This window comes from Pseudomonas sp. AA-38, assembly GCF_029457475.1.
Taxonomy (GTDB): Bacteria; Pseudomonadota; Gammaproteobacteria; order Pseudomonadales; family Pseudomonadaceae; genus Aquipseudomonas.
On the sequence record NZ_CP120359.1, the window covers coordinates 3,461,276 to 3,480,851 of the forward strand.

18 protein-coding genes and 2 pseudogenes are annotated in these 19,576 nt (G+C 59.8%); 13 read left to right on the forward strand and 7 right to left on the reverse strand.

The window, feature by feature from the left end; genetic code table 11:
* Positions 1-212 precede the first annotated feature (212 nt).
* The 3 genes and pseudogenes from PVE35_RS15905 to PVE35_RS15915 form a co-directional block, all read left to right on the forward strand.
* Positions 213-341: pseudogene (locus tag PVE35_RS15905) on the forward strand (DNA starvation/stationary phase protection protein); the annotation flags it as partial.
* Between the two features lie 106 nt (positions 342-447).
* Positions 448-1,641 carry an IS4 family transposase gene (locus PVE35_RS15910; RefSeq protein ID WP_277372347.1) on the forward strand — a complete coding sequence of 398 codons (1,194 nt, stop codon included), beginning with the start codon at positions 448-450 and terminating at the stop codon, positions 1,639-1,641.
* Between the two features lie 20 nt (positions 1,642-1,661).
* Positions 1,662-2,009 (forward strand): annotated as a pseudogene (locus tag PVE35_RS15915) (DNA starvation/stationary phase protection protein); the annotation flags it as partial.
* Between the two features lie 83 nt (positions 2,010-2,092).
* Here the strand turns inward: PVE35_RS15915 and PVE35_RS15920 are convergent.
* The 6 genes from PVE35_RS15920 to PVE35_RS15945 all read right to left on the reverse strand — a co-directional run bounded on the left by PVE35_RS15920 (position 2,093) and on the right by PVE35_RS15945 (position 9,147).
* The gene (locus PVE35_RS15920) at positions 2,093-2,509 is read right to left on the reverse strand and encodes a DsrE family protein (RefSeq protein WP_074915891.1); all 417 of its coding nucleotides are present in this window, start codon (positions 2,507-2,509) and stop codon (positions 2,093-2,095) included.
* 198 nt (positions 2,510-2,707) lie between these two features.
* The gene (gene cydC, locus PVE35_RS15925; RefSeq protein ID WP_074915893.1) at positions 2,708-4,378 is read right to left on the reverse strand and encodes a thiol reductant ABC exporter subunit CydC; all 1,671 of its coding nucleotides are present in this window, start codon (positions 4,376-4,378) and stop codon (positions 2,708-2,710) included.
* On the reverse strand, positions 4,371-6,056 hold the full coding sequence (gene cydD, locus PVE35_RS15930) for a thiol reductant ABC exporter subunit CydD (protein ID WP_206602780.1): 1,686 nt from the start codon (positions 6,054-6,056) through the stop codon (positions 4,371-4,373). The genes cydC and cydD overlap by 8 nt, the downstream gene beginning before the upstream one ends.
* Positions 6,040-7,041 carry a cytochrome d ubiquinol oxidase subunit II gene (cydB, locus tag PVE35_RS15935; protein ID WP_074915894.1) on the reverse strand — a complete coding sequence of 334 codons (1,002 nt, stop codon included), beginning with the start codon at positions 7,039-7,041 and terminating at the stop codon, positions 6,040-6,042. Before cydB ends, cydD begins: the two co-directional genes overlap by 17 nt.
* A 1-nt stretch (position 7,042) precedes the next feature.
* Positions 7,043-8,443, reverse strand: coding sequence for a cytochrome ubiquinol oxidase subunit I (locus PVE35_RS15940; RefSeq protein ID WP_074915897.1), 1,401 nt, complete (start codon positions 8,441-8,443; stop codon positions 7,043-7,045).
* 437 nt (positions 8,444-8,880) lie between these two features.
* Positions 8,881-9,147, reverse strand: coding sequence for a metal-sensing transcriptional repressor (locus PVE35_RS15945; protein ID WP_083431603.1), 267 nt, complete (start codon positions 9,145-9,147; stop codon positions 8,881-8,883).
* Between the two features lie 292 nt (positions 9,148-9,439).
* Between PVE35_RS15945 and PVE35_RS15950 the strand changes: the two genes are divergently transcribed.
* Positions 9,440-10,081: a cupin domain-containing protein gene (locus tag PVE35_RS15950; protein ID WP_074915901.1), complete on the forward strand. Its 642-nt coding sequence runs from the start codon at positions 9,440-9,442 to the stop codon at positions 10,079-10,081.
* On the opposite strand, the gene gcvA is transcribed toward PVE35_RS15950, so the two are convergent.
* On the reverse strand, positions 10,070-10,999 hold the full coding sequence (gene gcvA, locus PVE35_RS15955; protein ID WP_074915903.1) for a transcriptional regulator GcvA: 930 nt from the start codon (positions 10,997-10,999) through the stop codon (positions 10,070-10,072). The two genes, PVE35_RS15950 and gcvA, sit on opposite strands and share 12 nt — an antisense overlap.
* Before the next feature lie 176 nt (positions 11,000-11,175).
* On the opposite strand from gcvA, the gene PVE35_RS15960 reads away from it, so the two are divergent.
* From PVE35_RS15960 to PVE35_RS16000, 9 genes are all read left to right on the forward strand, one after another.
* The gene (locus PVE35_RS15960; RefSeq protein ID WP_074915904.1) at positions 11,176-11,949 is read left to right on the forward strand and encodes an SDR family NAD(P)-dependent oxidoreductase; all 774 of its coding nucleotides are present in this window, start codon (positions 11,176-11,178) and stop codon (positions 11,947-11,949) included.
* A gap of 115 nt (positions 11,950-12,064) precedes the next feature.
* Entirely contained in the window at positions 12,065-13,138 is a 1,074-nt protein-coding gene (locus PVE35_RS15965) for an FAD-dependent oxidoreductase (protein ID WP_074915906.1), read from the forward strand.
* Between the two features lie 264 nt (positions 13,139-13,402).
* On the forward strand, positions 13,403-13,915 hold the full coding sequence (locus PVE35_RS15970; protein ID WP_074915907.1) for an antirestriction protein ArdA: 513 nt from the start codon (positions 13,403-13,405) through the stop codon (positions 13,913-13,915).
* Positions 13,916-14,420: 505 nt separating this feature from the next.
* Positions 14,421-14,792, forward strand: a complete 372-nt coding sequence (locus PVE35_RS15975) for a helix-turn-helix domain-containing protein (RefSeq protein ID WP_346772056.1) — start codon at positions 14,421-14,423, stop codon at positions 14,790-14,792.
* Between the two features lie 11 nt (positions 14,793-14,803).
* Positions 14,804-15,631, forward strand: coding sequence for a replication initiator protein A (locus tag PVE35_RS15980; RefSeq protein WP_277372369.1), 828 nt, complete (start codon positions 14,804-14,806; stop codon positions 15,629-15,631).
* Between the two features lie 244 nt (positions 15,632-15,875).
* The gene (parA, locus tag PVE35_RS15985) at positions 15,876-16,514 is read left to right on the forward strand and encodes a ParA family partition ATPase (RefSeq protein WP_277372370.1); all 639 of its coding nucleotides are present in this window, start codon (positions 15,876-15,878) and stop codon (positions 16,512-16,514) included.
* Entirely contained in the window at positions 16,511-16,753 is a 243-nt protein-coding gene (locus tag PVE35_RS15990) for a hypothetical protein (protein ID WP_074915917.1), read from the forward strand. Before parA ends, PVE35_RS15990 begins: the two co-directional genes overlap by 4 nt.
* Positions 16,750-17,277, forward strand: coding sequence for a S26 family signal peptidase (locus PVE35_RS15995; protein WP_074915919.1), 528 nt, complete (start codon positions 16,750-16,752; stop codon positions 17,275-17,277). The genes PVE35_RS15990 and PVE35_RS15995 overlap by 4 nt, the downstream gene beginning before the upstream one ends.
* 349 nt (positions 17,278-17,626) lie before the next feature.
* Complete coding sequence (locus tag PVE35_RS16000) at positions 17,627-19,576, forward strand: relaxase/mobilization nuclease and DUF3363 domain-containing protein (protein ID WP_277372371.1); 1,950 nt, start codon at positions 17,627-17,629, stop codon at positions 19,574-19,576.

A 19,576-nucleotide genomic window follows, 5' to 3' on the forward strand; every position in this document is an offset into this window, starting at 1 on the left:
CAGGTTTTCTTTTCACGGAGAGTTGTTAGCTCGCCTGAAACCGGGTAGGAAACTTAGTCATTAAGAAATTTTAAACTTGGTGCGATTCTCAAAGACCTGATAGCCGCCCCCCACCATCACTCTGCCGACCTTGCTACGGGCAAGTGTATTTTTGTGCTGACTCAACTCACATTTACTAGGAAAAAAGAATGACTACAGAAACCAATGAATCAATGCCCATAAATATCGGCATTAGTGCCGATGACCGTAAGAAAATTGCTCACGGCCTATCTGGGCTGCTGGCTGACAGTTACACCTTGTATTTGATGACCCATAACTTTCACTGGAATGTAACCGGACCCTGAGGAATCCCCACAAAAATCCCATTTTTATCAATGGGATAGCTTGAAGAAGCCTGCATGAGTCGGGCAGTTTGGTAGTCGCCAAACAAACCAACCCCCGAGACTCATGCAGGCAGTACGATTCTTACACAAGGCATTTTCCCAAGCACTCCCCACGATCCACAGCAAGCGGCTGAACGCCTTGATGAGCAGCGTCAGTGCCTTGCTGCATGGGCATCGCCTGACCCTGACCGACCTTGGCAGGGCCATGCCCAGCGAGGCTTACACCAAGCATTCGATCAAGCGCGTGGATCGCCTGCTTGGCAACGCTCACCTGCAATACGAACGCACGCTGTTCTACTGGAAAATGCTGACTGCGCTGATTGGCTCCCTGCGTCATCCATTGATCCTGGTGGATTGGTCGCCGATCAATGCGGCCTCTGACCTTTACTTGCTGCGAGCTTCAATCCCGCTGGCTGGTCGAGCGTTTCCTGTGTACGAGAGCGTGCATGACCGTGAAGGCTGCCCTCAGCGTCAGAGACAACTGCTCGATGCACTGGAAGCCATGCTTCCCAACCAATGCGTGCCGATCTTGGTAACGGATGCCGGATTTCGCCGCCCCTGGTTCCAGGCTGTCGAAGCCAAGGGGTGGTATTACGTGGGACGCGTCCGCAATCGTGATCTTTATCGCGACGAGCAAGGTCAATGGCAGCCGATCAAGCAGCTCTACCAGCAGACGACATCTCGTGCGCGGTCACTCGGCCAAGTCGAGATGACGCGCAGTGCACCGCACAAAGTTGCGTTGTACGGCATTCACCAACCGCCCAAGGGCAGAAAACATCGACGCGTGACGGGCAGCATCGCACGCAGCAAGCTCAGCCGGCAGAATGCGCGTCGTGAACAGGAGCCCTGGCTGCTCGCCAGCAACCTGCCACAAGCCAACTGGACGGCACGTCAAGTCGTGGGTATCTACCGAAAACGGATGCAGATTGAGGAAGGTTTTCGGGATGTGAAAAGCCTACGTTTCGGCTTTGCTTTCGACCTACACCGGACGCGCTGCCCACGGCGTATCGAGATCCTACTGCTGATCGCAGCACTGGCGTGTTACGTGCTGTACTTGGCTGGCCTCCAGGCTCACATGACAGGCAAGTCGCGCCGCTTTCAGAGCAACAGCGTCAGGCATAAAACCGTACTGTCGCTCTGGCGTATCGGTCTTGAATACCTCAGGCGCTCGGCCAGCGATTTATCCTACTCGGCACTCACAAAGATGGAGCTATTGCTGCGTGACGAGGTGCACCGGCAAGCTCGGGCGCTGGAGTAGATTTGTGGGGATTCCTCAGAACCGGACCACAATTCAACGGGTTGCATCAGATGTTTATGACGCAATATACCGAGCAATGGAATGCTCTGGACATGATTGCGGAACGCATCCGTGCACTCGGGCATCCCGCACCGGGAACCTACAAAGCGTTTATCCAACTCGCGTCCATTGCTGAAGTTGAGGGAGTACCGAAGTCTAACGATATGGTTCGGCACTTAGTCACAGCGCACGAGGCAGCCGCACGAACCGCACGCAAGATGTTCCCTCTGGTCGATGCTGCAGATGATCAGCCGACTGCTGATCTACTCACCCAGCGAATTGAAGTTCATGAGAAAACAGCATGGATGCTGCGTAGCCTTCTGGAATAGTAAAAATGGACGCCCTTAGCCTAAATAAGGGTTAAGGGCGACTACTTTCAGGTTGAGCCGGCTGCTGAAGTGCTCAAGCTTGGTTAAAAGCTGAATACCTTGCGCTGCTTTTCAAGCATGGCGCTTGCCATGGCGTCAGGCTTGGCGACTGAGACACCCTCCTTGAGTTGCGCCTGGGTATAACCGGTGTTGGGCAAATAGAGCGCACAGACCGACGCAGTGGCACCTTTTTGCATGGCGGCATTTAGCAGTTGCGCCGGAGTCACATCATTGGGTTTCAGGGCTTCACCTCCTGCCTCCTTGAGCGCCAGAGCACCCGCCTGGTCGCAAAGCAGAATATCCACCTGAGCCCCCTGCGCCTGCATCTGGTTGGCCAGTACCATGGCCATACCCTGGGTCATATTGCTTGCGTCACTGACTATGACTGTTACCGCTTGGGTTTCGGCCATGGCCATGGTGGTGAGACCAGACAAGGCAATAGCTGTTAGTAATTTTTTCATGTGTTTCTCCTTGATCAGAAAAAGATGCGGTGGCGTCAGTCAGACCAGTTGCTGTAACTAACCACACAATACCCCCGTGGGTATATTGCTCATCCTAGACTTTATGCTGCCCCGTGCCCAGTAACGCAGCCGCGACATAATGTCCGAAGTTCTTGTATGAGCCACCACCTAGATCGAGCGTAAACATCTTCTCCATAATTAGAGCAACACATGCCTGCTCTCCAGTTGATGCCAGCGCAGCAGTCGATCAGCCGTAGGCAATGCGTCGGCACTATGACCGAGCAGCAACACCGTGCGCCCCTGCAGCCAGGTATCGAGGCCTGGTTTGATGCGCTCGCGGGTGACCTGATCGAGGCCAGAAAAGGGCTCGTCAAGGATCACCACAGGCACAGTGCGAAGCAGCACCCTAGCCAGGGCAAGGCGTCGTCCTTCGCCACCGGACAACTGCCTACCGCTCTCCCCGACCCAGGTATTCAGGCCAGCGGCAAAGCCTTCCACCGTATCGGCCAGGGCAACCATCTGTAGAACCTGCCAAAGTTGTTCATCACTGGCATTTGGGTTACCCAGCAGCAGGTTATCGGCGATGCTGCCATGCAACAGCTCGGTTTCCTGAGTCAGGTAGGCCACCTGGCTACGCCAGGCGTCCAGATCGAACCGGGGCAAGGGGATACCCGCCACGCTGACCTGGCCGGAATCCGGGTCAATCAGACGCGCGGCCAGCGCCGCCAGGGTAGATTTGCCGCAGCCTGAAGGCCCGACTACAGCAAGGCGCTCACCGGCGGACAGGTGCAGATCGAGCTGGGCAATGCCGGCATGATCGACTTCAACCGCCTGCCAGCTTAGGCTGATTTTCTCAGGAATGGGATCCGGTTTATCTGGGCTGTGCAGGCGTCCGGCCAGGGCCACCTGCTGGTTAAGGCGGGCCGCCGCTGCACAGGTGCCCCCCCATTGGCCAAACGCCGCCGGCAACGACGCAAAAGCTTCGTTAAGGGCCATCAATGCCAGGGCAATCAGCACCACAAACGGCCCGCTGAGCAGCCCCTCCTGATAAGCAAAAACCCCGGCAAACAGACCCAGCAGACTCGCCCCCAGCACACCGAACAGCACCAATGACTGGGCCAGTAACACACGCCCCTGCAAGGTCAGCTGTTCATCCAGCAGTTGCTGGCTTCGTTCCAGCAGGGCTTGCCGATGCAGCCCCAGGCTCGCGGCGGCCGACAGTTCAGCTAGCCCCTGTAACTGCTCGATGCACTTCACGCGTAAGCCATCAAGCTGCTCGACACGCCTGGCACTCAGGCGCAATCCGGCCACGGCCATACCAACCGTCACCAGCAGTAACAGCGACAGCAGGAGTAGCAGCAGGGTCAACGCTAGCCCAGGGTGCGCCAGCGCCAGCAAGGCGCAGACCAGCCCAATCGCTAACAGCGCCACGGCCGGAGGTGCCAGTAGGCGCAGGTAGAGGGTGTCCAGGGCATCGATATCGGCGGTTAGGCGATTAAGCCACTGGGCGGCCCGCAGCTGCCCCAGGGTGGCACCATCCAGCTGCGCCAGGGCGCTGAAGTGACGCACGCGCAGATCCGCCAGCAAGCCAAGTACCGTGTTGTGGTTGAACACCCGTTCGCAGTAGCGAGCTAGGGTGCGCGACAGGGCAAAAAAGCGGATACCGCCACCCGGCACATAGATATCGAACAGCACCTTCTCCCCTGCAGCCCAGAGCAATGCGGTGACCCCAGTTGCAGTGATAAACCAGCCCGACAGAGCCAGCAAACCAATGGCGCTGAGCACAGTCAGCAACATCAGCAGCGCGCCCACCAGCAGCCGGCCACGCCATTGGCGCATATGCTGCAGCCAGGGCCATAACTCACGCATCGGTCAGGCTCCCGTTGCTCAGGCGCAGCACCCGATCGGCCATGCCTATCAGAGCCGGGTGATGGGTGGCCATGATCAGGGTGCGACCGGCGGCGGCCAGGCCCTGCAGGGCCTCGACCACTTCCGCTTCGCTCTGTTCATCGAGGCTGGCGGTGGGCTCGTCGAGCAACAGCAGCGGCGAATCGCTCAACCACACCCGGGCCAGGGCCAGGCGCTGGGCCTGGCCTCCGGAAAGCCCACGCCCACCCTCACCCAGCGGGCTGTCCAGACCACTGGGTTGAGCCGTCAGCAGCTCAACCAAGCCAACCGCGGCCAGTGCCTGATGCATGGCGGCTGGCTGCGCATCCGGAGCGGTCAGGCGCAAATTTTCGGCCCAGCTGCCCTTGATCAAAAACGGCCGCTGCCCCATCCAGGCCAGCGGCTGCGCACCGGGGGTATGGCCAAAGATGCTGATAGTGCCGGCATCCGGCTGCACAAAGCCGGCCAGGCAATGCAGCAGGCTCGACTTGCCCGAGCCCGAGGGGCCGACCAGGGCAATCACCTCCCCCGCCGCCACATGCAGATCAAGCCCGCGCAGAATAGAGCCACGCCCGACATAGCCAAGACTCAGCCCCTGCACATGAATACCCACGCAGTCACCGGTCCGTAGCTCAGCCGGCAGCTTAGTGGCGGGCGCCTCCAGTCCTTCCAGTTCGGCCAGGGTATCGGCCGCCGCCAGGGCCGCTGCGCGGTCGTGGTAATGCTGGGCTAGGCTGCGCAGCGGCTGAAAGAACTCGGGGGCCAGCAGCAGGATAAACAGGCCACTGAACAGGCTTAGCGCAGGCGAAGGGCCATAGCTGATATAGCCAAGCAGACCGAAACCGATATACATGGCCACCAAGGCAATGGCCACCGAGGCAAAGAACTCCAGCACCGCCGAGGACAGGAACGCCACCCGCAGCGTCTCCATGGTGATGGCTCGATAACGCTGGGTAGCCTGCTCGACACTGGCAATCGAGCGTCCGACCTGACCGAACAGCTGCAGGCTGGTGAGGTTACGTACCCGGTCGAGAAACTGTCCGGCCAGACGCCCAGCCTGAAGTACATGACGCTGGCTGATGCGCTCCGCACTCATCCCCACCAGAGCCATAAACAATGGAATCAGCGGCGCGGCGAACAGGAGAAATAAGGCCGCCAGCCAGTCGAGCCAGAACACCACGGCCAACAGGCACAAAGGCACCAGCAGGGCCAGCCATTGCTGCGGCAGGTAGCGGGCATAAAAACCATCCAGGGCGTCCACCTGCTCGACCCACTGGTTACTCAGGCTGGCACTGGGCTGAGCTGCCAGGCGCACCGGCCCGAGCCTGGCCCAAAGGGCACTGAGCTCAGCGCGTACCCGCTGCCGCACACGGGCACTGGCATACTGGCCCAGGCGCTCCTGCACGGCCTGGGCCAGCACCCGCAACAACACCGCCAGTACCAGCCCAAACATCATCGGCCAGAGGCTGGCCGGCGCGGCGGCCTTCATCAACAGAGCGTGCACCAGAGCGGCCATCAGGCCCATCTGCAGGATAATCGCCAGTGCTCCCAGCAGGCCCGCCGCTACGGCCCCCAGCAGTAGGGGGCGTACCGCTCGCTGGTGGCGGGCCAGCCAGCGACGGCTGCGCTGTTTACGCGCGCGGTCAGTGATAGCCTTCACCCGCCCGCACCTTGCCGCGGAATACCCAGTAGGTCCAGGCGGTATAGGTCAGCACGATGGGGATAACAAACAACAGGCCCAGCAGCAGGAACAGCTGCGATTCCGGCGCCGAGGCTGCATCCCAGATGGTGTGGTTGGGCGGGATGATATAGGGCCACTTGGTTACCAACAGGCCCAGATAGGTGAAGACAAACAACCCCATGGTCGCCATAAAGGGCATGGCCTCACGACGCTTGCGCAGGCTGCGGAAAATCTGCAGCGCACACAAACCGGCCAGCAGCGGGAATATCCAGATCAGACCGATGGACGAGAACCAGCGGGCGTAGGCGGACGGATCGACCCAGGGAGTCCAGACGCTGATGGCAACAAACACTGTCAGCACGGCGGTCAGCAGCTTGGGGGCCAACTTATAGGCCCAGTCCTGGATATAGCCTTCAGACTTCATGATCAGCCAAGTACAACCTAGCAGCGCATAACCGGCCAGAAGCCCCAGGCCGGTGAGTACCGTAAAGGGCGTGAGCCAATCCAGGGGGCCACCCACGTACACCAAGCCTTCGGTATTGAAGCCCTGAATATAGGCCCCCACCACAGCACCCTGGGCAAAGGAGGCGACAATCGAGCCACCAGCAAAGGCCCAGTTCCAGAGGTAGCGCGAGGTATTGGCCTTGAAGCGGAACTCGAAAGCCACGCCGCGGAAAATCAGACCCGCCAGCAGCAGGAAGACACCGATATACATGGCTGGCAGCAGCACCGAGTAAACCAGCGGAAAGGCCGCTAGCAGCCCGGCGCCGCCGAGCACCAGCCAGGTCTCGTTACCGTCCCAGACAGGTGCCACCGAGTTCATCATCACATCGCGGGCCTGCTCGTCCGGGGCGAAGGGAAACAGAATACCCACCCCCAGGTCGAAGCCATCCATCAGCACATACATGATGATGCCGAAGGCGATGATCACCGCCCAAATCATGGAAAGATCAAACGGCACCATATCAGTGCTCCCCCTGTTCCAGACGTACGTGGGTTGCCGATAGCGGACGCGATGCCCGCTCCACCTCATGGGTTGCCTCGGCGCTCAGGTCTTCTTCCAGACCGTCCTGCAGCACGCGCATCAGGTAATACAGGCCGGCACTAAAGACCACGGCATAAACCAGGATGTAACCGATCAGGGTAAACAGCGCCATGCCCCCGGTCAGCGAGGGCGTCAGGCCCTCGGCATGGGTCATCACCCCATAGATCAACCAGGGCGCCCTCCCCGCTTCGGTCACCACCCAACCGGCCAGCACTGCCAGGAAAGGCGTGATGCTCATCCAGCGCATGCCATTGAGGAACCAGGGGGTTCGCCAGTAGCGGCCACCTCGGCGCAATACCAAGCCGGTCAAGCCGAAGGCGATCATCAGCAGACCGATACCGACCATCACCCGGAACGACCAAAACACGATCCACACCGGCGGCTGTTCTTCGTACGGCACCTCGGCGATACCCGGCAGCTCACCTTCCCAGTCGTGGGTCAGGATAAAGCTGGCCAGCTTGGGGATAGCAATCTCGAAGTGGTTGGTCTGCGCCTCTTGATCAGGCCAGGCGAACAGCAGCAGCGGCACGCCGGATCCACGCTGCCAGTTGCCCTCCATCGCCGCAACCTTGGTTGGCTGATGTTCTAGGGTATTTAGGCCGTGGTAATCCCCTACCACTGCCTGGGTCGGGGCAATCAGCAGGATCAGCCACAGGCTCACCGACAGCGCCTTGCGGTTCAGATCCACTTCACGCTGGCGCAGCAGATACCAGGCACTGACCCCGGCCACCACAAAGGCACCGGTCAGGAAGGAAGCCAGGGCCATGTGCATGAAGCGATAGGGGAAGGATGGGCTGAACAGCGCCTCTGACCAAGAAAGCACATGGATCATACCGTCACGCAGTTCGGTACCCACAGGGGTCTGCATCCAACTATTGGCAGAGAGAATCCAGAACGACGAAATAAAAGTGCCCAACGCCACCATGCAGGCAGACAGCAGATGCATGCCCTGAGGCACCTTGCCGCGACCAAAGAGCAGCACGCCAAGGAAGGCCGCCTCAAGGAAAAAGGCCGTAATCACTTCATAGCTCAGCACCGGGCCGAGGAAGTTCGATGCCGCATACGAGAAATTGCTCCAGTTGGTGCCGAACTGGAAGGCCATGACGATGCCAGAGACCACACCCATGCCGAACACCACAGCAAACACCTGTATCCAGAACTTCGACAGGCGCTCCCAGGCAGGGTCACCGGTACGGAAGGACATACCTTCTAGAAATGCAATAAAAGAGGCCAAGCCGATGGTAAATACGGGAAAAATCGCATGAAAGCAGACTACAAATGCAAATTGCAGCCGGGAAAGGAAAAGCGGGTCTAATTCCATCTGAGCATGCCCTGTAAGTGGAAGGGACGGGGTAACGAAGCTAGGCACAGCCTTTGCTTACGCGATCTAGGCTCTGTACGAAAAGTGCCTGTGCTCGGTGATGCTTCATTGAAAATGGGTTCGGAATGCTCATCTGCCGATTGTAAACTCTGGTGCGAGCCCGATCCGTTCCACACCCGTTTTTACGGAGCCACCATTCGTATCGTCTGACCTACGTTCTGCGACTTTTCGTACAGATTCTAGTGTAGCTCAGTAAACCCCCGGGGGTATGTAGGCCAATTGCCGCACCCAGGTAACAACGCAACAGCACTATCGCGAACACCTTAGCCCATTCAAAGCAAGAAGCCTGATAATCACACCATTAGGAAGCATCTTTTCAGCAGAATCACCGCTGGTTATATCTGCAGAAAAAATGAGAGAGACCTATGCAAGATGCCTCAGGTGTACTTTGTAAAGATGTCGCGCACCTGAGCCAGTTTTTCACTGTTGCTATGATCAGGGCTGAGAATGGCATCCTCGGCCAAACACACCAGCATCTGTTGGTAGGCCTTGTCTAGGGCCTTACGTGCTGCACTGAACTGTTGAGCAATACCCTCGCATTCGTCACCTCGACGGATCATTGCCTGAATACCCCGTATCTGCCCCTCCACCCGAGCGAGTCGTTTGAGAATGGCATCGCGACTTTTAAAATTTTGCTCTTGCATACCCTGCTCCCGCAATAAATAGCCCCTGCTTTGAAAAGGGCATTTCGCCTAAACCAGAGCAAATACGCTGGCCAAACCATTGATGAAGAGTTTGCCTCAATCCGATCACCTGGGACGAGGTCTTCCCACAAAGATTTTCTTTGTAGAGGGCGAAGAATTTTTCGATCGCGCCCAGTTTCCTTCACCGAGAACATATTCAACACTGAAGAATAAGCTTCGTCCCAGTGTCGGAGCGGGACACCACCTCATCCAACCCCGACTACCCTGGTGGGGCTCAGTAACAGGCCAAGCCATGACTCCAGAACGATTGAATGACGATCTTTTACTACCGGCGATCATGCACGGTGCTAGCTTGCAGTGGATATCCAGCCCTATCCCTGGAGTAAAACGACGCCCGTTTTATCGAGTTGGTGGAGAACAGGCCCGCGCTACCAGCCTGGTGTGCTACGTGCCAGGTAGCCACTTCAGCGCGCATCAGCACTCAGGAGGCGAGGAGTTCTTGGTCATCGAGGGTGTGTTCGAGGACGAGAATGGCCGCTATCCCACTGGCACCTATGTGCGCAACCCACCAGGCAGTGGTCATACGCCGGGGGCTAGTGAGGGATGCATGATCTTCGTGCGACTTCGCCAATTCCATGTTGATGATCGCAAACAGCTCGTCACTAGGATAAATGTTCAAGGCGACCAGCTATTGTTCGAAAATCCCCATGAGAAAGTCTGGATACAGTCTGTGCAATCCAACTTGCGCATAAAAATACTCAATCCTCGCGGACTGGAACTGCTGGTTCTTGACGGCACACTTGTAGGTGAGGATTTCCTTCTGCAGCCACTGAGCTGGATGCGGCTGCCATCGGGCATGACCTTCGAAGCCGAAGCAGGCGTGGACGGTGCGCGTCTGTGGTTGAAAGATGCAGCACCAACTCTAGGTTTCTGACGCCTTATCTACTTCACTGAGCAACCAGTCGCGGAAAGCCTGCACTTTCGGCAACTCGCCACTTTCCGGGCGATAGACTACGTAATAGGCCTGGGTCAGCGGGCAATCCAGGCCTTCGTCGGCAAACGGACGAATCAACCGACCCGCAGCCAGATCGTCTTTGACCATGACGCTGCGTGCCAGTGCCAATCCTTGCCCATCTATCGCTGCCTGCAGCACTGCAGCTGAGTTGTTGATGCGCAATCCGTGCTCGGTTTTCACGTGCCCATATCCAGCTGCATCCAGCCACATTCTCCATGTGGGATAGTCGGCGTAGTTGGCCATTGAAAGATCATGGATAAGCATACAGCGCGCTACCACCTCAGGCCGAAGGCGGTCTCCATCTAGCAGTGGATAGCCGGGTGAACAGACCGGGAAAATAACCTCATCCATCAGGTGAATAGCGCTAAGGCCAGACCAATTACCAGCACCGTAACGTACTCCGACATCAATCCGCTCAGCCTGGAAGTCCACCGACCGCGAATTTGTATCGAGTAGCACATCCAGATCCGGATAGGCCTGCTGGAAACGTTCGATACGTGGCAGTAACCATTTCGAGGCGAATGCCGGGCTCACGGTGACCGTTAGCTCCGCATTCCCCCCGGCGTCTTTCAATCTTGCCAGCCCTAGGCTCAATCGCTCGAAGCCTTCTCGGATATCGGGCAGAGCGGCTCGTGCTGCATCGGTCAGTAACAGTCGTGCCGAGCCGCTAGTAGCGCGATAGAACAGCGGGATACCGAGCCACGATTCCAGATTACGTACCTGTTGCCCCACAGCGGCTGGGGTAACGTTCAGCTCGGCTGCGGCGGCAGAAAAGCTTTGGTGGCGGGCGGCGGCTTCGAAAGCACGCAGAGAATTGAGGTAAGCGGGTGTAGTCATTGAAAGAAATTCTATCTTAACAGACAAAAACATATGCGTTGTTGGTGGTGTCTGCCAAATCAACAATACACATCAGCTTTGGAGCCATATATAACGAATTTAGCATATTTTTGGTTCCTTCGAGGCCTTTGGCATTATCTATTTCTTGCGTTCAATAGGACTGAGGAGATCAGAATATGAAAAGTTTTTCTAACAAGGTTGCCATCGTTACCGGCGGAGGTTCAGGTATCGGTAAGGAAGTTGCAAGGCGTCTGGTCGAGGCAGGAGCGTCGGTTGTAATTGGTGGTCGCGACGTCGCCAAACTGACGCAAGCAGCCCTTGATATAGACGTCATTGGTGGCCATGTCCGTACACTGGCTGGTGATATCGCTCAACCTTCAACCGCTCAGGCGCTGGTCGACTTGGCTGTGAGCGAATTCGGTGGCGTGGACATCCTGGTCAATAATGCAGGTGTCTTTAATCCGAAGCCCTTCCTAGAGGTAAATCCAGACGAGTACGACTGGTTCCTTGATACTATTCTGAAGGGCAAGTTCTTCATGGCTCAGGCGGCGGCCAAAGCCATGCAGCAACGTGGTGGTGGTGCCATTGTACAAACAGGTTCGCTCTGGGCTATCCAGGCTATCGGCGCTACACCCTCGGCGGCCTACTCCGCTGCCAATGCCGGCGTACATGCACTCACCCGCAACTTGGCCATCGAGTTGGCCAGTTCGAACATCCGCATCAATACAGTAGCTCCGGCTGTGGTAGAAACTCCTGTGTATGGCACCTTCATGGATGCTGAGCAGATCAAGGAAGTGCTGCCAACCTTCAACGCTTTCCACCCGCTAGGACGCAATGGCCAACCTGCTGATGTAGCTTCGGCAATTCTCTTCCTCGCATCACAAGACGCGTCTTGGATTACCGGAACCATACTGCCAGTAGACGGCGGAGTCACCGCTGGACGGAACTGAGGGGCGGCTAAGCAAGAAATTGCCGAGGCTCTCTGGTCTGGTTATCCCAATGAACCCCGGAGCGGCGTTAACGCGGACGCCTTAAGGCGTCCGCTGTGTTTGCTGGAGCCCATATATGTACAAGAAGAAGATTGCCATCGTCGGCGGCGGCTTAGCCGGTGTCTATGCCGCCTACCGTCTAGACCAAGCTGGTATCGAATTTGATCTATTTGAGGCCCGCAATCGTCTAGGTGGGCGCATCCTTTCGACTGAGACTGGTTTGGATCTGGGGCCAACCTGGTTTTGGCCTGACGTCCAACCCCGGATGTCTGAGATAGTGACTCAGCTGGGTTTAGTCGCATTCGCCCAGCACGAATACGGAGACGCGTTGCTAGAGCGAGGTTTTGGACAAGTATCGCGCCGCCAGGGCTATCGCTCGGGCAATACTACAATGCGAATCGAAGGCGGTACGACTCGTCTGATCAGCACGCTGTCTGCCAGCTTACCAGCTAATCGAATCCACCTCGGTACCGAGGTGGTCGCAGCCAATCTTGATGAAAACGGCGTGGCACTTCGTCTGGGCGCCAATCATTCCGAGCTGCATTCGTACAGCCACATTTGGTTAGCAATACCTCCGCGCCTCACACAGCGCATTGCCTTTGATCCTGTGCTTTCAGAACACTGTGTTAGCCGCCTGTACTCTGTTCCAACTTGGATGGCAGCACATGCCAAGTATGTGGCGCGCTACTCTCATCCGTTTTGGCGTGAGCAGGGTCTCTCGGGCGATGCCTTCAGCTCCACGGGCCCGCTTGGAGAGATCCATGATGCAAGCAATGGTGAGACTTCTGCGCTGTTTGGATTCTTCGCCATAAGTGCCTTGCAGCGTGGGCGATTCGGTGATGCAGAACTCCGCAACCACTGTCGAGAACAGCTTAACCGCCTATTCGGTGACGAGGCAGGCAATCCTTTGGAAGACTGGATTCAGGACTGGGCCGCAGAACAGTTTACTGCTTCAGCGGATGACCAAACGCCTCCTCGCTGGCATGGCCTCTACGACTTAACAAATGTGATTGATAACACTTGGGATGATCGACTGGTCCTGATCGGGAGCGAAGCTGGCGGTGAATACGGAGGCTATATGGAAGGGGCACTTCTGGCGGTAGATGTAGCCCTAAGTCGGGTACAGGAACCACGCCCGGCGCCGATCTGAGTGATCACCTCTGGTCGGCTCCAGTCAGAAGCTAGCTGAAGAACCATGTTGCAATCACCACACGTGGTTGCTATCCACGGAGCAAAAGCAGGGGTTCTTGCCCCCTCAAAATCAAGAAAAATAGACGGTTTCCACCCGGCCGCTGCGCTGGGTGGAGCCTCCGCGATTTTTCCTGATTTTTTCACGACCGCCTTAGTCGCCCTAGTCGGCAGGGGTTCATGCGCAGCGCAAGCGCAGAACCCTGAAGACGAAGGAGCGAAAGCCATGAGCGAAGAAATCAGGATCTACGTTGCTGACCTGGCCGCCTACAACGCCGGTCATCTGAATGGCGTCTGGATCGATGCCACCTTGGAGCTTGACGATATCCAAGCGCAGGTCGACGCCATGCTGGCGGCCTCGCCGGTCGAGGGCGCGGAGGAGTATGCCATCCACGACTTCGAGGGCTTCGACGGCTACCGACTTGGCGAGTATGAGGGCCTCGAGAACGCCCATGAGATTGCGTGTTTCATCGAGGAATACCCCGAGTTCGGCGGCGCCCTGCTCGCTCACTTCAATGACCTGGAGCAGGCGCGCAAGGCGGCCGAGGAGGATTACTGCGGCTGCTACAGCTCGCTGGCCGACTACGCCCAGGAGCTGACCGAGGAAACCACCAGCATTCCGCCGCACCTGGCCATGTACATCGATTACCACGCCATGGCCCGCGATATGGAATACAGCGGCGACCTGTTCACTTTGGAGACCGGCCTCGAGCAGGTGCATGTTTTCTGGAATCGCTAAACCAGCGGAAGGCACCGGGGCGACCCGGTGCCTTGTTTTTTGCGCCCCTGTCCTGCCAGCCACCCGCGCGCCCCACCCGGAAGGCTGATGCACGGGGGCGCGCCCCCGGCGATCAGCCTGGAACAACCACGTTGTGCCGCCAGCTGATTGAGACCGTTACGGTCTTACGGTTTTACCCAAATCCGTCGATCCGTATCCACGGATTTACGGATTGGTGGGGAAGCGGATTTACGCTTTCACGGATTTACGGAAATCCGCCGATGCGGTTTTCCGGTTTTGTGGAAAGCCGTAGGCCCGTAAATCTGTAGGCTTCGCGCGTGGAGCTTGGCGAGCTTGGGCACTGTGGCCAGTGAAGCGCGTAAATGGGCGTACACGGTCAGCGTCCAGACCTTCCCGGTATCAATCCTCGCCCCTCCTGCCTGCGCATTCGCCCAGACCCAACCGGGCATGATCGAGCGCGATGGCTGCCGCACGGTGCACCTCCCACGTCAACGGAGGACACACCATGTCGCACTCAACCAATCTTTCCCATCACCCGCGTCGCATCGATCTCGGTGCCCCGCTGCACCGCAAGGCCGGGCCGACGACGCATGCCATGCGACCCGTGGAGGGAGCTATTGATGCGCAAGCGCCACAGGCCAGCCCTGCCCCTCGCTACCTCACCAACAACGAAGCCGCGGCCTTCCTGCGGCTTTCGCCGCGCACGCTGGAGAAGCAGCGAGTGATCGGCGGCGGGCCGCGCTTTCACAAGTTCGGCCGGCGGGTGATGTACGCGCTCGCCGATCTCGAGTCTTGGGCCGGTGAGCGCAGCTTCGAGACCACCTTCGATCCCGAGTACATCGACCGCCACCCGGGAGCGCAGCGTGATGATCAGTGAAACCTTCGCCTATGAATTGTCGGCATCTCGATTTGACTTCGCAGAGCGAGCAACTGGATCTGTTCCGCGCCCTGCCGGGAGATATGGCGCCACGCGATGCCCAGGATCTGATGGCGCATCCGTTCTTCTCGCTGGCCAAGTCGCGCAGAACCGTGCCGATCGACTTTCGCTCGGGCGAGGTGACGGTGCGCGTGGAGGGCACGCTGGAGCATGGCATCGCCACGATCTGGGATGCCGACATCCTGATCTGGGCGGCCAGCCAGCTTGTCGAGGCGCGCGATGCGGGCATCCCCACTTCCCGACTGATGCGTGCAACGCCTTTCCAGATCCTGCGCTTCATCGGCCGCGGCACCTCGCTGCGCGACTACCAGCGCCTGAAAGCGGCGCTGGATCGGCTGCAGTCGACCAGCGTAGCTACCTCGATCCGCGAGACCACTGGCCGGCGCCTGCATCGTTTCTCCTGGATCAACGAGTGGAAGGAGCTGGCCGCGGCGGATGGCCGGCCACTGGGTATCGAGCTGATCCTGCCGGACTGGTTCTACAGCGGGGTTCTGGATCAGGCCCTGGTGCTGACCATCGACCCGGCCTACTTTCGCCTCACTGGCGGCATCGAGCGCTGGCTGTACCGTCTGGTGCGAAAGCACGGCGGCAAGCAGGAGGACGGCTGGCAGTTCGACTTTCGCCACCTGTACCGCAAATCCGGCAGCTCTGCGCGCTATTCGGACTTTGCTTTGGATGTGCGTGCTCTGGTCGCCCGGCAGCCACTTCCAGGGTATCGCCTGGAGGTCGTTCACCTGCCCCCATCGACCGAGCTGCTCGCCTTCCGGCGCGTGCCGTAAACGGCACGGGGATAACTTGCGGAAAAGCTGTGAATGCAGTCGTGCTATCAGGCGCAACCGGGCTCGTGCTATCAGGCGCATCCCCATCGTGCTATCAGGCGCACGGACTCCGCTACAGGCCACGACTGGCGCGGCTTTCAGCTCCCCTTAACTTAACTAACTTAAAAGCTCTAACTTGTTATTGGGGCAGCGCCTATGTGTGGACAGGTGCTGATCAGGGCAGTCTGGCCGGGGAGATCCGGCCATGATCGTCGCCCTTCTCAACCAGAAAGGCGGGGTGGGCAAGACCACCCTCGCCACCCATATCGCCGGCGAACTGGCCCTGCGTGGAAAGAACGTCATCCTGTTCGATGCCGACCCACAGGGCTCGGCACTGGACTGGACACAACGGCGCAGCCAGCAAGGTTTGCCGAGATTGTTCAGCGCCGTCGGCCTGGCGCGCGAAACGCTGCACCAGGAAGCACCGGAGCTGGCTCGTCGCGCCGATCACGTGATCATCGACGGACCACCGCGCATCGCCGCCCTCGCCCGCTCGGCGCTGCTGGCAGCGGATCGCGTGTTGATCCCGGTGCAGCCTAGCCCCTACGACCTGTGGGCCAGCGCGGAGATGGTCAACCTGATCCGCGAGGCGCAGGTCTTCAGGCCCACGCTGCGCGCGGCGTTTGCCATCAACCGCCGCGTCAGCACCACGGTGATCGGCCGCGAAGCGCGCGGCGCCTTGGCCGACCAACCGCTACCAGCACTGCAAGCCGAAGTGCGCCAACGCATCGTCTTCGCCGAGAGCGTGGCAGCCGGTCGCCTGGCACGCGAACTGGCACCGGATAGCGCTGCTGCACGCGAGGTCAGCAGCCTAGTCGACGAGTTGCTGAGGTGGTCGCCATGAGAAGCAAGCGCATCGGTATCGGTGCACGTCCACTGGCCGATCCGCAGGCCGAAGCCTGGATACGCCAAGGCGCTGGAATCGACAACGGCAAGGTCGAGCGCTATAGCGCCCGCCTGACATTGGATGTCACGCCAGCACTGCGTACGCGCATCAAGCTGGCGGCCTTCGACCGTGGCGTAACCATGGCAGAGATGCTGCGCGAAGTGCTGGAGCGGCAGTTTCCGGAGGCTACGACATGACGCTGGGTGCTCTCGGCGTACGGTGGCCACTGGCGCTGTTCGCCTGCAGCTTGTTTGCCCTGGGTTGGGCAGCAATTGCGACGTCGCCACCACGACTGGTCTACAACGCATCCGACAGCGTGCCTGTCGGCTGGTACCGCATTTCGCCGGCCAACTCGTTGGCGCCGGGAGATCTGGTGTTGGTAGATCTGCCATCGGAGATGAGGTCACTGTCGGCGCAGCGCGGCTATCTGCCGGCGAACGTGCCGCTGTTGAAGACCGTGGCGGCGATGGCACCGCAGCGGGTATGTGCTCTGGGCAGTCAGGTGCGTATCGATGGCGTCGTGGTTGCCAGGCGCATGAGGTGGGATCGACAGGGGCGCGCGCTGCCAAGCTGGCAGGCCTGTCGGCGCCTGGTTGGCGATGAGCTGTTTCTGCTCAGCAGCAGCAACCCGGCGTCGTTCGACAGCCGCTACTTCGGCCCGGTGTCTGCCGACGCGATGATTGGTCGGGCGCAGCCCTTGTCGCTGGAGTCGCGTCGATGAACAGACCCTCTCCGTGTCGATCCACCTGCCGACTGCATGCGCTCGGTGTGCGCACTCGCGCGCCGCCAGGCTGCAGATACCTCTGCCCTCGCCTGCCGGCCAGGAGCTTTGGAAGTCGTCGTCCCGCCTCTCCTGATTACCCAACTCAGCAGCGCAAAGGCACGAAAAAAGCGGAGGGCAAGATAAAAGGGGGCGGCACTTCGTTGGCCCGGAAAGCAGTCTGCACGGGGGTTGGTGGCGACACAGAGCCTACGTCGCTAGGTGCCGAAATCGTGTTCGCCCCACAGCGACACTGGCTTAGAAGCGTGCCTGACACGCCGTACTGCGATCAACTTGGAGGAGTCTAAACATGAGCAAGGGAAGTCGTCAGGACGACGAATTGCGCTTTCGCCCGCAGCCGGGCAAGCCGCAGCAACGCGGCCAACCCTTCGTCAACCAGGTGCTGCGCCAGGCCAACAAGGCCGGCACCGGCAAGCTGCGCAAGGCGAGCCACCAGCCCGGTGCACGACTCGGCCGCGGGCATGTCGCCGCGCGTTTCAGCGCGCAGCAACTGCCGTCCAACGCCCGTCGCGTCACCATCAAGGCGCGCCTGGTAAACCTGCGCCGGGCCGGCAAGCGCTCGACGCTCAGCCACCTGCGTTACATCGAGCGCGACGGCGTCAGTCGCGAAGGCGATCCGGGCCAGGCCTATGGGCCACTGACCGACCAGGCCGACCTCAATGCGTTCGAGGAACGTGGCCGGGACGACCGCCACCAGTTTCGCTTTATCGTCTCGCCCGAGGATGCCGAGCAGCTCGACAACCTACGCACCTATACCCGCCACCTGATGGACCGGATGGAGGCCGACCTCGGCACCCGCCTCGACTGGGTGGCGGTCGATCACTGGAACACCGATAACCCGCACACCCACATCGTCCTGCGCGGCAAGGACGACACCGGCAAGGACCTGGTGATCGCCCGCGACTACATCGCCGAGGGCATGCGCAACCGCGCCTCGGAGCTGGCCACCGAATGGCTGGGACCGCGTACCGAGCTGGAGATCCAGCAGAGCCTGCAGCGCGAGGTGCAGCAGGAGCGTTTCACCAGCCTGGATCGCACCCTGTTACGCGAACGCCTGGCCGGCGGTCTGAGCCTGAAGACACTTGCCAACCACCCACGTCGGCAACTGCTGATCGGCCGCTTGCAGCAGTTGCAGAAGTTTGAACTGGCTCATGAAGTTCGGCCCGGGCAATGGCTTCTGCGGGAGGACGCTGAGTCCACCTTGCGCGCCATGGGTGAGCGCGGCGATATCGTGCGTACGATGCAGCGGGCCATGGGTAGCCTGCAGCGCGAGCTGGCGGTCTTCGAGCCGGGCAAGGGCACTCCCGGGGTGGTCGGCCGGATCGTGGCCAAGGGGCTGGCCGATGAGCTAAACGACCGTGGCTATTTGGTGGTCGACGGGCTCGACGGCAAGGCGCATTACCTGGCCCTGCCCGCCCGCGCGGAGCTGGCTGACTACCCCATCGGCGGCGTGGTGGAAACACGCAGCCTGAGCGAGCCGCGCGCGGTGGATCGCTCGATTGCTTCGCTGGCTGCGGACGGCCTGTATCGCAGCGATCACCACCTGGCCCTGGCACGATCACAGGCATTCGAGGGACAGGATCCCGAGGCACTCGTCGAGCGCCATGTGCGGCGCCTGGAAGCCCTGCGCCGAGCCGGTATCGTCGAGCGGCTGGACGAGGGCGTCTGGCGGGTGCCGGCCGATCTGCCCGAGCAAGGCCGGCAGCATGACGCCCGCCGCCTGGGCGACGTCGCCGTCGAGCTGCGCACGCCGCAGCCCCTTGAGCAGCAAGTGCGCGCCCTCGGTGCGACCTGGCTGGACCAACAACTGATCGGCGGCAACCGCGAGCTGATCGACAAGGGCTTCGGCAAGGAGGTGCGTGAAGCGTTGCGACAGCGTGCCGACTTTCTGGTGGAACAGGGGCTGGCCGAACGCCTGGGCCAACGCGTGGTGCTCGCACGCAACCTGCTGGCCACCTTGCGCGGAAGGGAGCTGACCGCGGTAGCGCGCGAGATCTCGGCGCAGACGGGCCTGCAGTACCGCCCGGCAGTCGATGGCCAGCGCGTCAATGGGATCTACCGACGTAGCGTGCAGTTGGCCAGCGGCCGTTATGCCCTGCTCGATGATGGCATCGGCTTCAGCCTGGTGCCGTGGAAGCCGGTGATCGAGCAGAGGCTCGGGCAGAGCGTATCGGCAGTGATTCAGGGCAACAGCGTCTCCTGGCAACTCGGCCGCCAGCGCGGGCCGTCGATTGGTTGA

Bases quoted from the DNA above. Each gene is read 5' to 3' on its own strand.
- PVE35_RS15910 (WP_277372347.1), top strand. From the start codon at position 448: ATGCAGGCAGTACGATTCTTACACAAGGCATTTTCCCAAGCACTCCCC.
- PVE35_RS15920 (WP_074915891.1), bottom strand. From the start codon at position 2,509: ATGAAAAAATTACTAACAGCTATTGCCTTGTCTGGTCTCACCACCATG.
- cydC (WP_074915893.1), bottom strand. From the start codon at position 4,378: ATGCGTGAGTTATGGCCCTGGCTGCAGCATATGCGCCAATGGCGTGGC.
- cydB (WP_074915894.1), bottom strand. From the start codon at position 7,041: ATGGTGCCGTTTGATCTTTCCATGATTTGGGCGGTGATCATCGCCTTC.
- PVE35_RS15940 (WP_074915897.1), bottom strand. From the start codon at position 8,443: ATGGAATTAGACCCGCTTTTCCTTTCCCGGCTGCAATTTGCATTTGTA.
- PVE35_RS15945 (WP_083431603.1), bottom strand. From the start codon at position 9,147: ATGCAAGAGCAAAATTTTAAAAGTCGCGATGCCATTCTCAAACGACTC.
- PVE35_RS15950 (WP_074915901.1), top strand. From the start codon at position 9,440: ATGACTCCAGAACGATTGAATGACGATCTTTTACTACCGGCGATCATG.
- gcvA (WP_074915903.1), bottom strand. From the start codon at position 10,999: ATGACTACACCCGCTTACCTCAATTCTCTGCGTGCTTTCGAAGCCGCC.
- PVE35_RS15960 (WP_074915904.1), top strand. From the start codon at position 11,176: ATGAAAAGTTTTTCTAACAAGGTTGCCATCGTTACCGGCGGAGGTTCA.
- PVE35_RS15965 (WP_074915906.1), top strand. From the start codon at position 12,065: ATGTACAAGAAGAAGATTGCCATCGTCGGCGGCGGCTTAGCCGGTGTC.
- PVE35_RS15970 (WP_074915907.1), top strand. From the start codon at position 13,403: ATGAGCGAAGAAATCAGGATCTACGTTGCTGACCTGGCCGCCTACAAC.
- PVE35_RS15975 (WP_346772056.1), top strand. From the start codon at position 14,421: ATGTCGCACTCAACCAATCTTTCCCATCACCCGCGTCGCATCGATCTC.
- PVE35_RS15980 (WP_277372369.1), top strand. From the start codon at position 14,804: ATGAATTGTCGGCATCTCGATTTGACTTCGCAGAGCGAGCAACTGGAT.
- parA (WP_277372370.1), top strand. From the start codon at position 15,876: ATGATCGTCGCCCTTCTCAACCAGAAAGGCGGGGTGGGCAAGACCACC.
- PVE35_RS15990 (WP_074915917.1), top strand. From the start codon at position 16,511: ATGAGAAGCAAGCGCATCGGTATCGGTGCACGTCCACTGGCCGATCCG.
- PVE35_RS15995 (WP_074915919.1), top strand. From the start codon at position 16,750: ATGACGCTGGGTGCTCTCGGCGTACGGTGGCCACTGGCGCTGTTCGCC.
- PVE35_RS16000 (WP_277372371.1), top strand. From the start codon at position 17,627: ATGAGCAAGGGAAGTCGTCAGGACGACGAATTGCGCTTTCGCCCGCAG.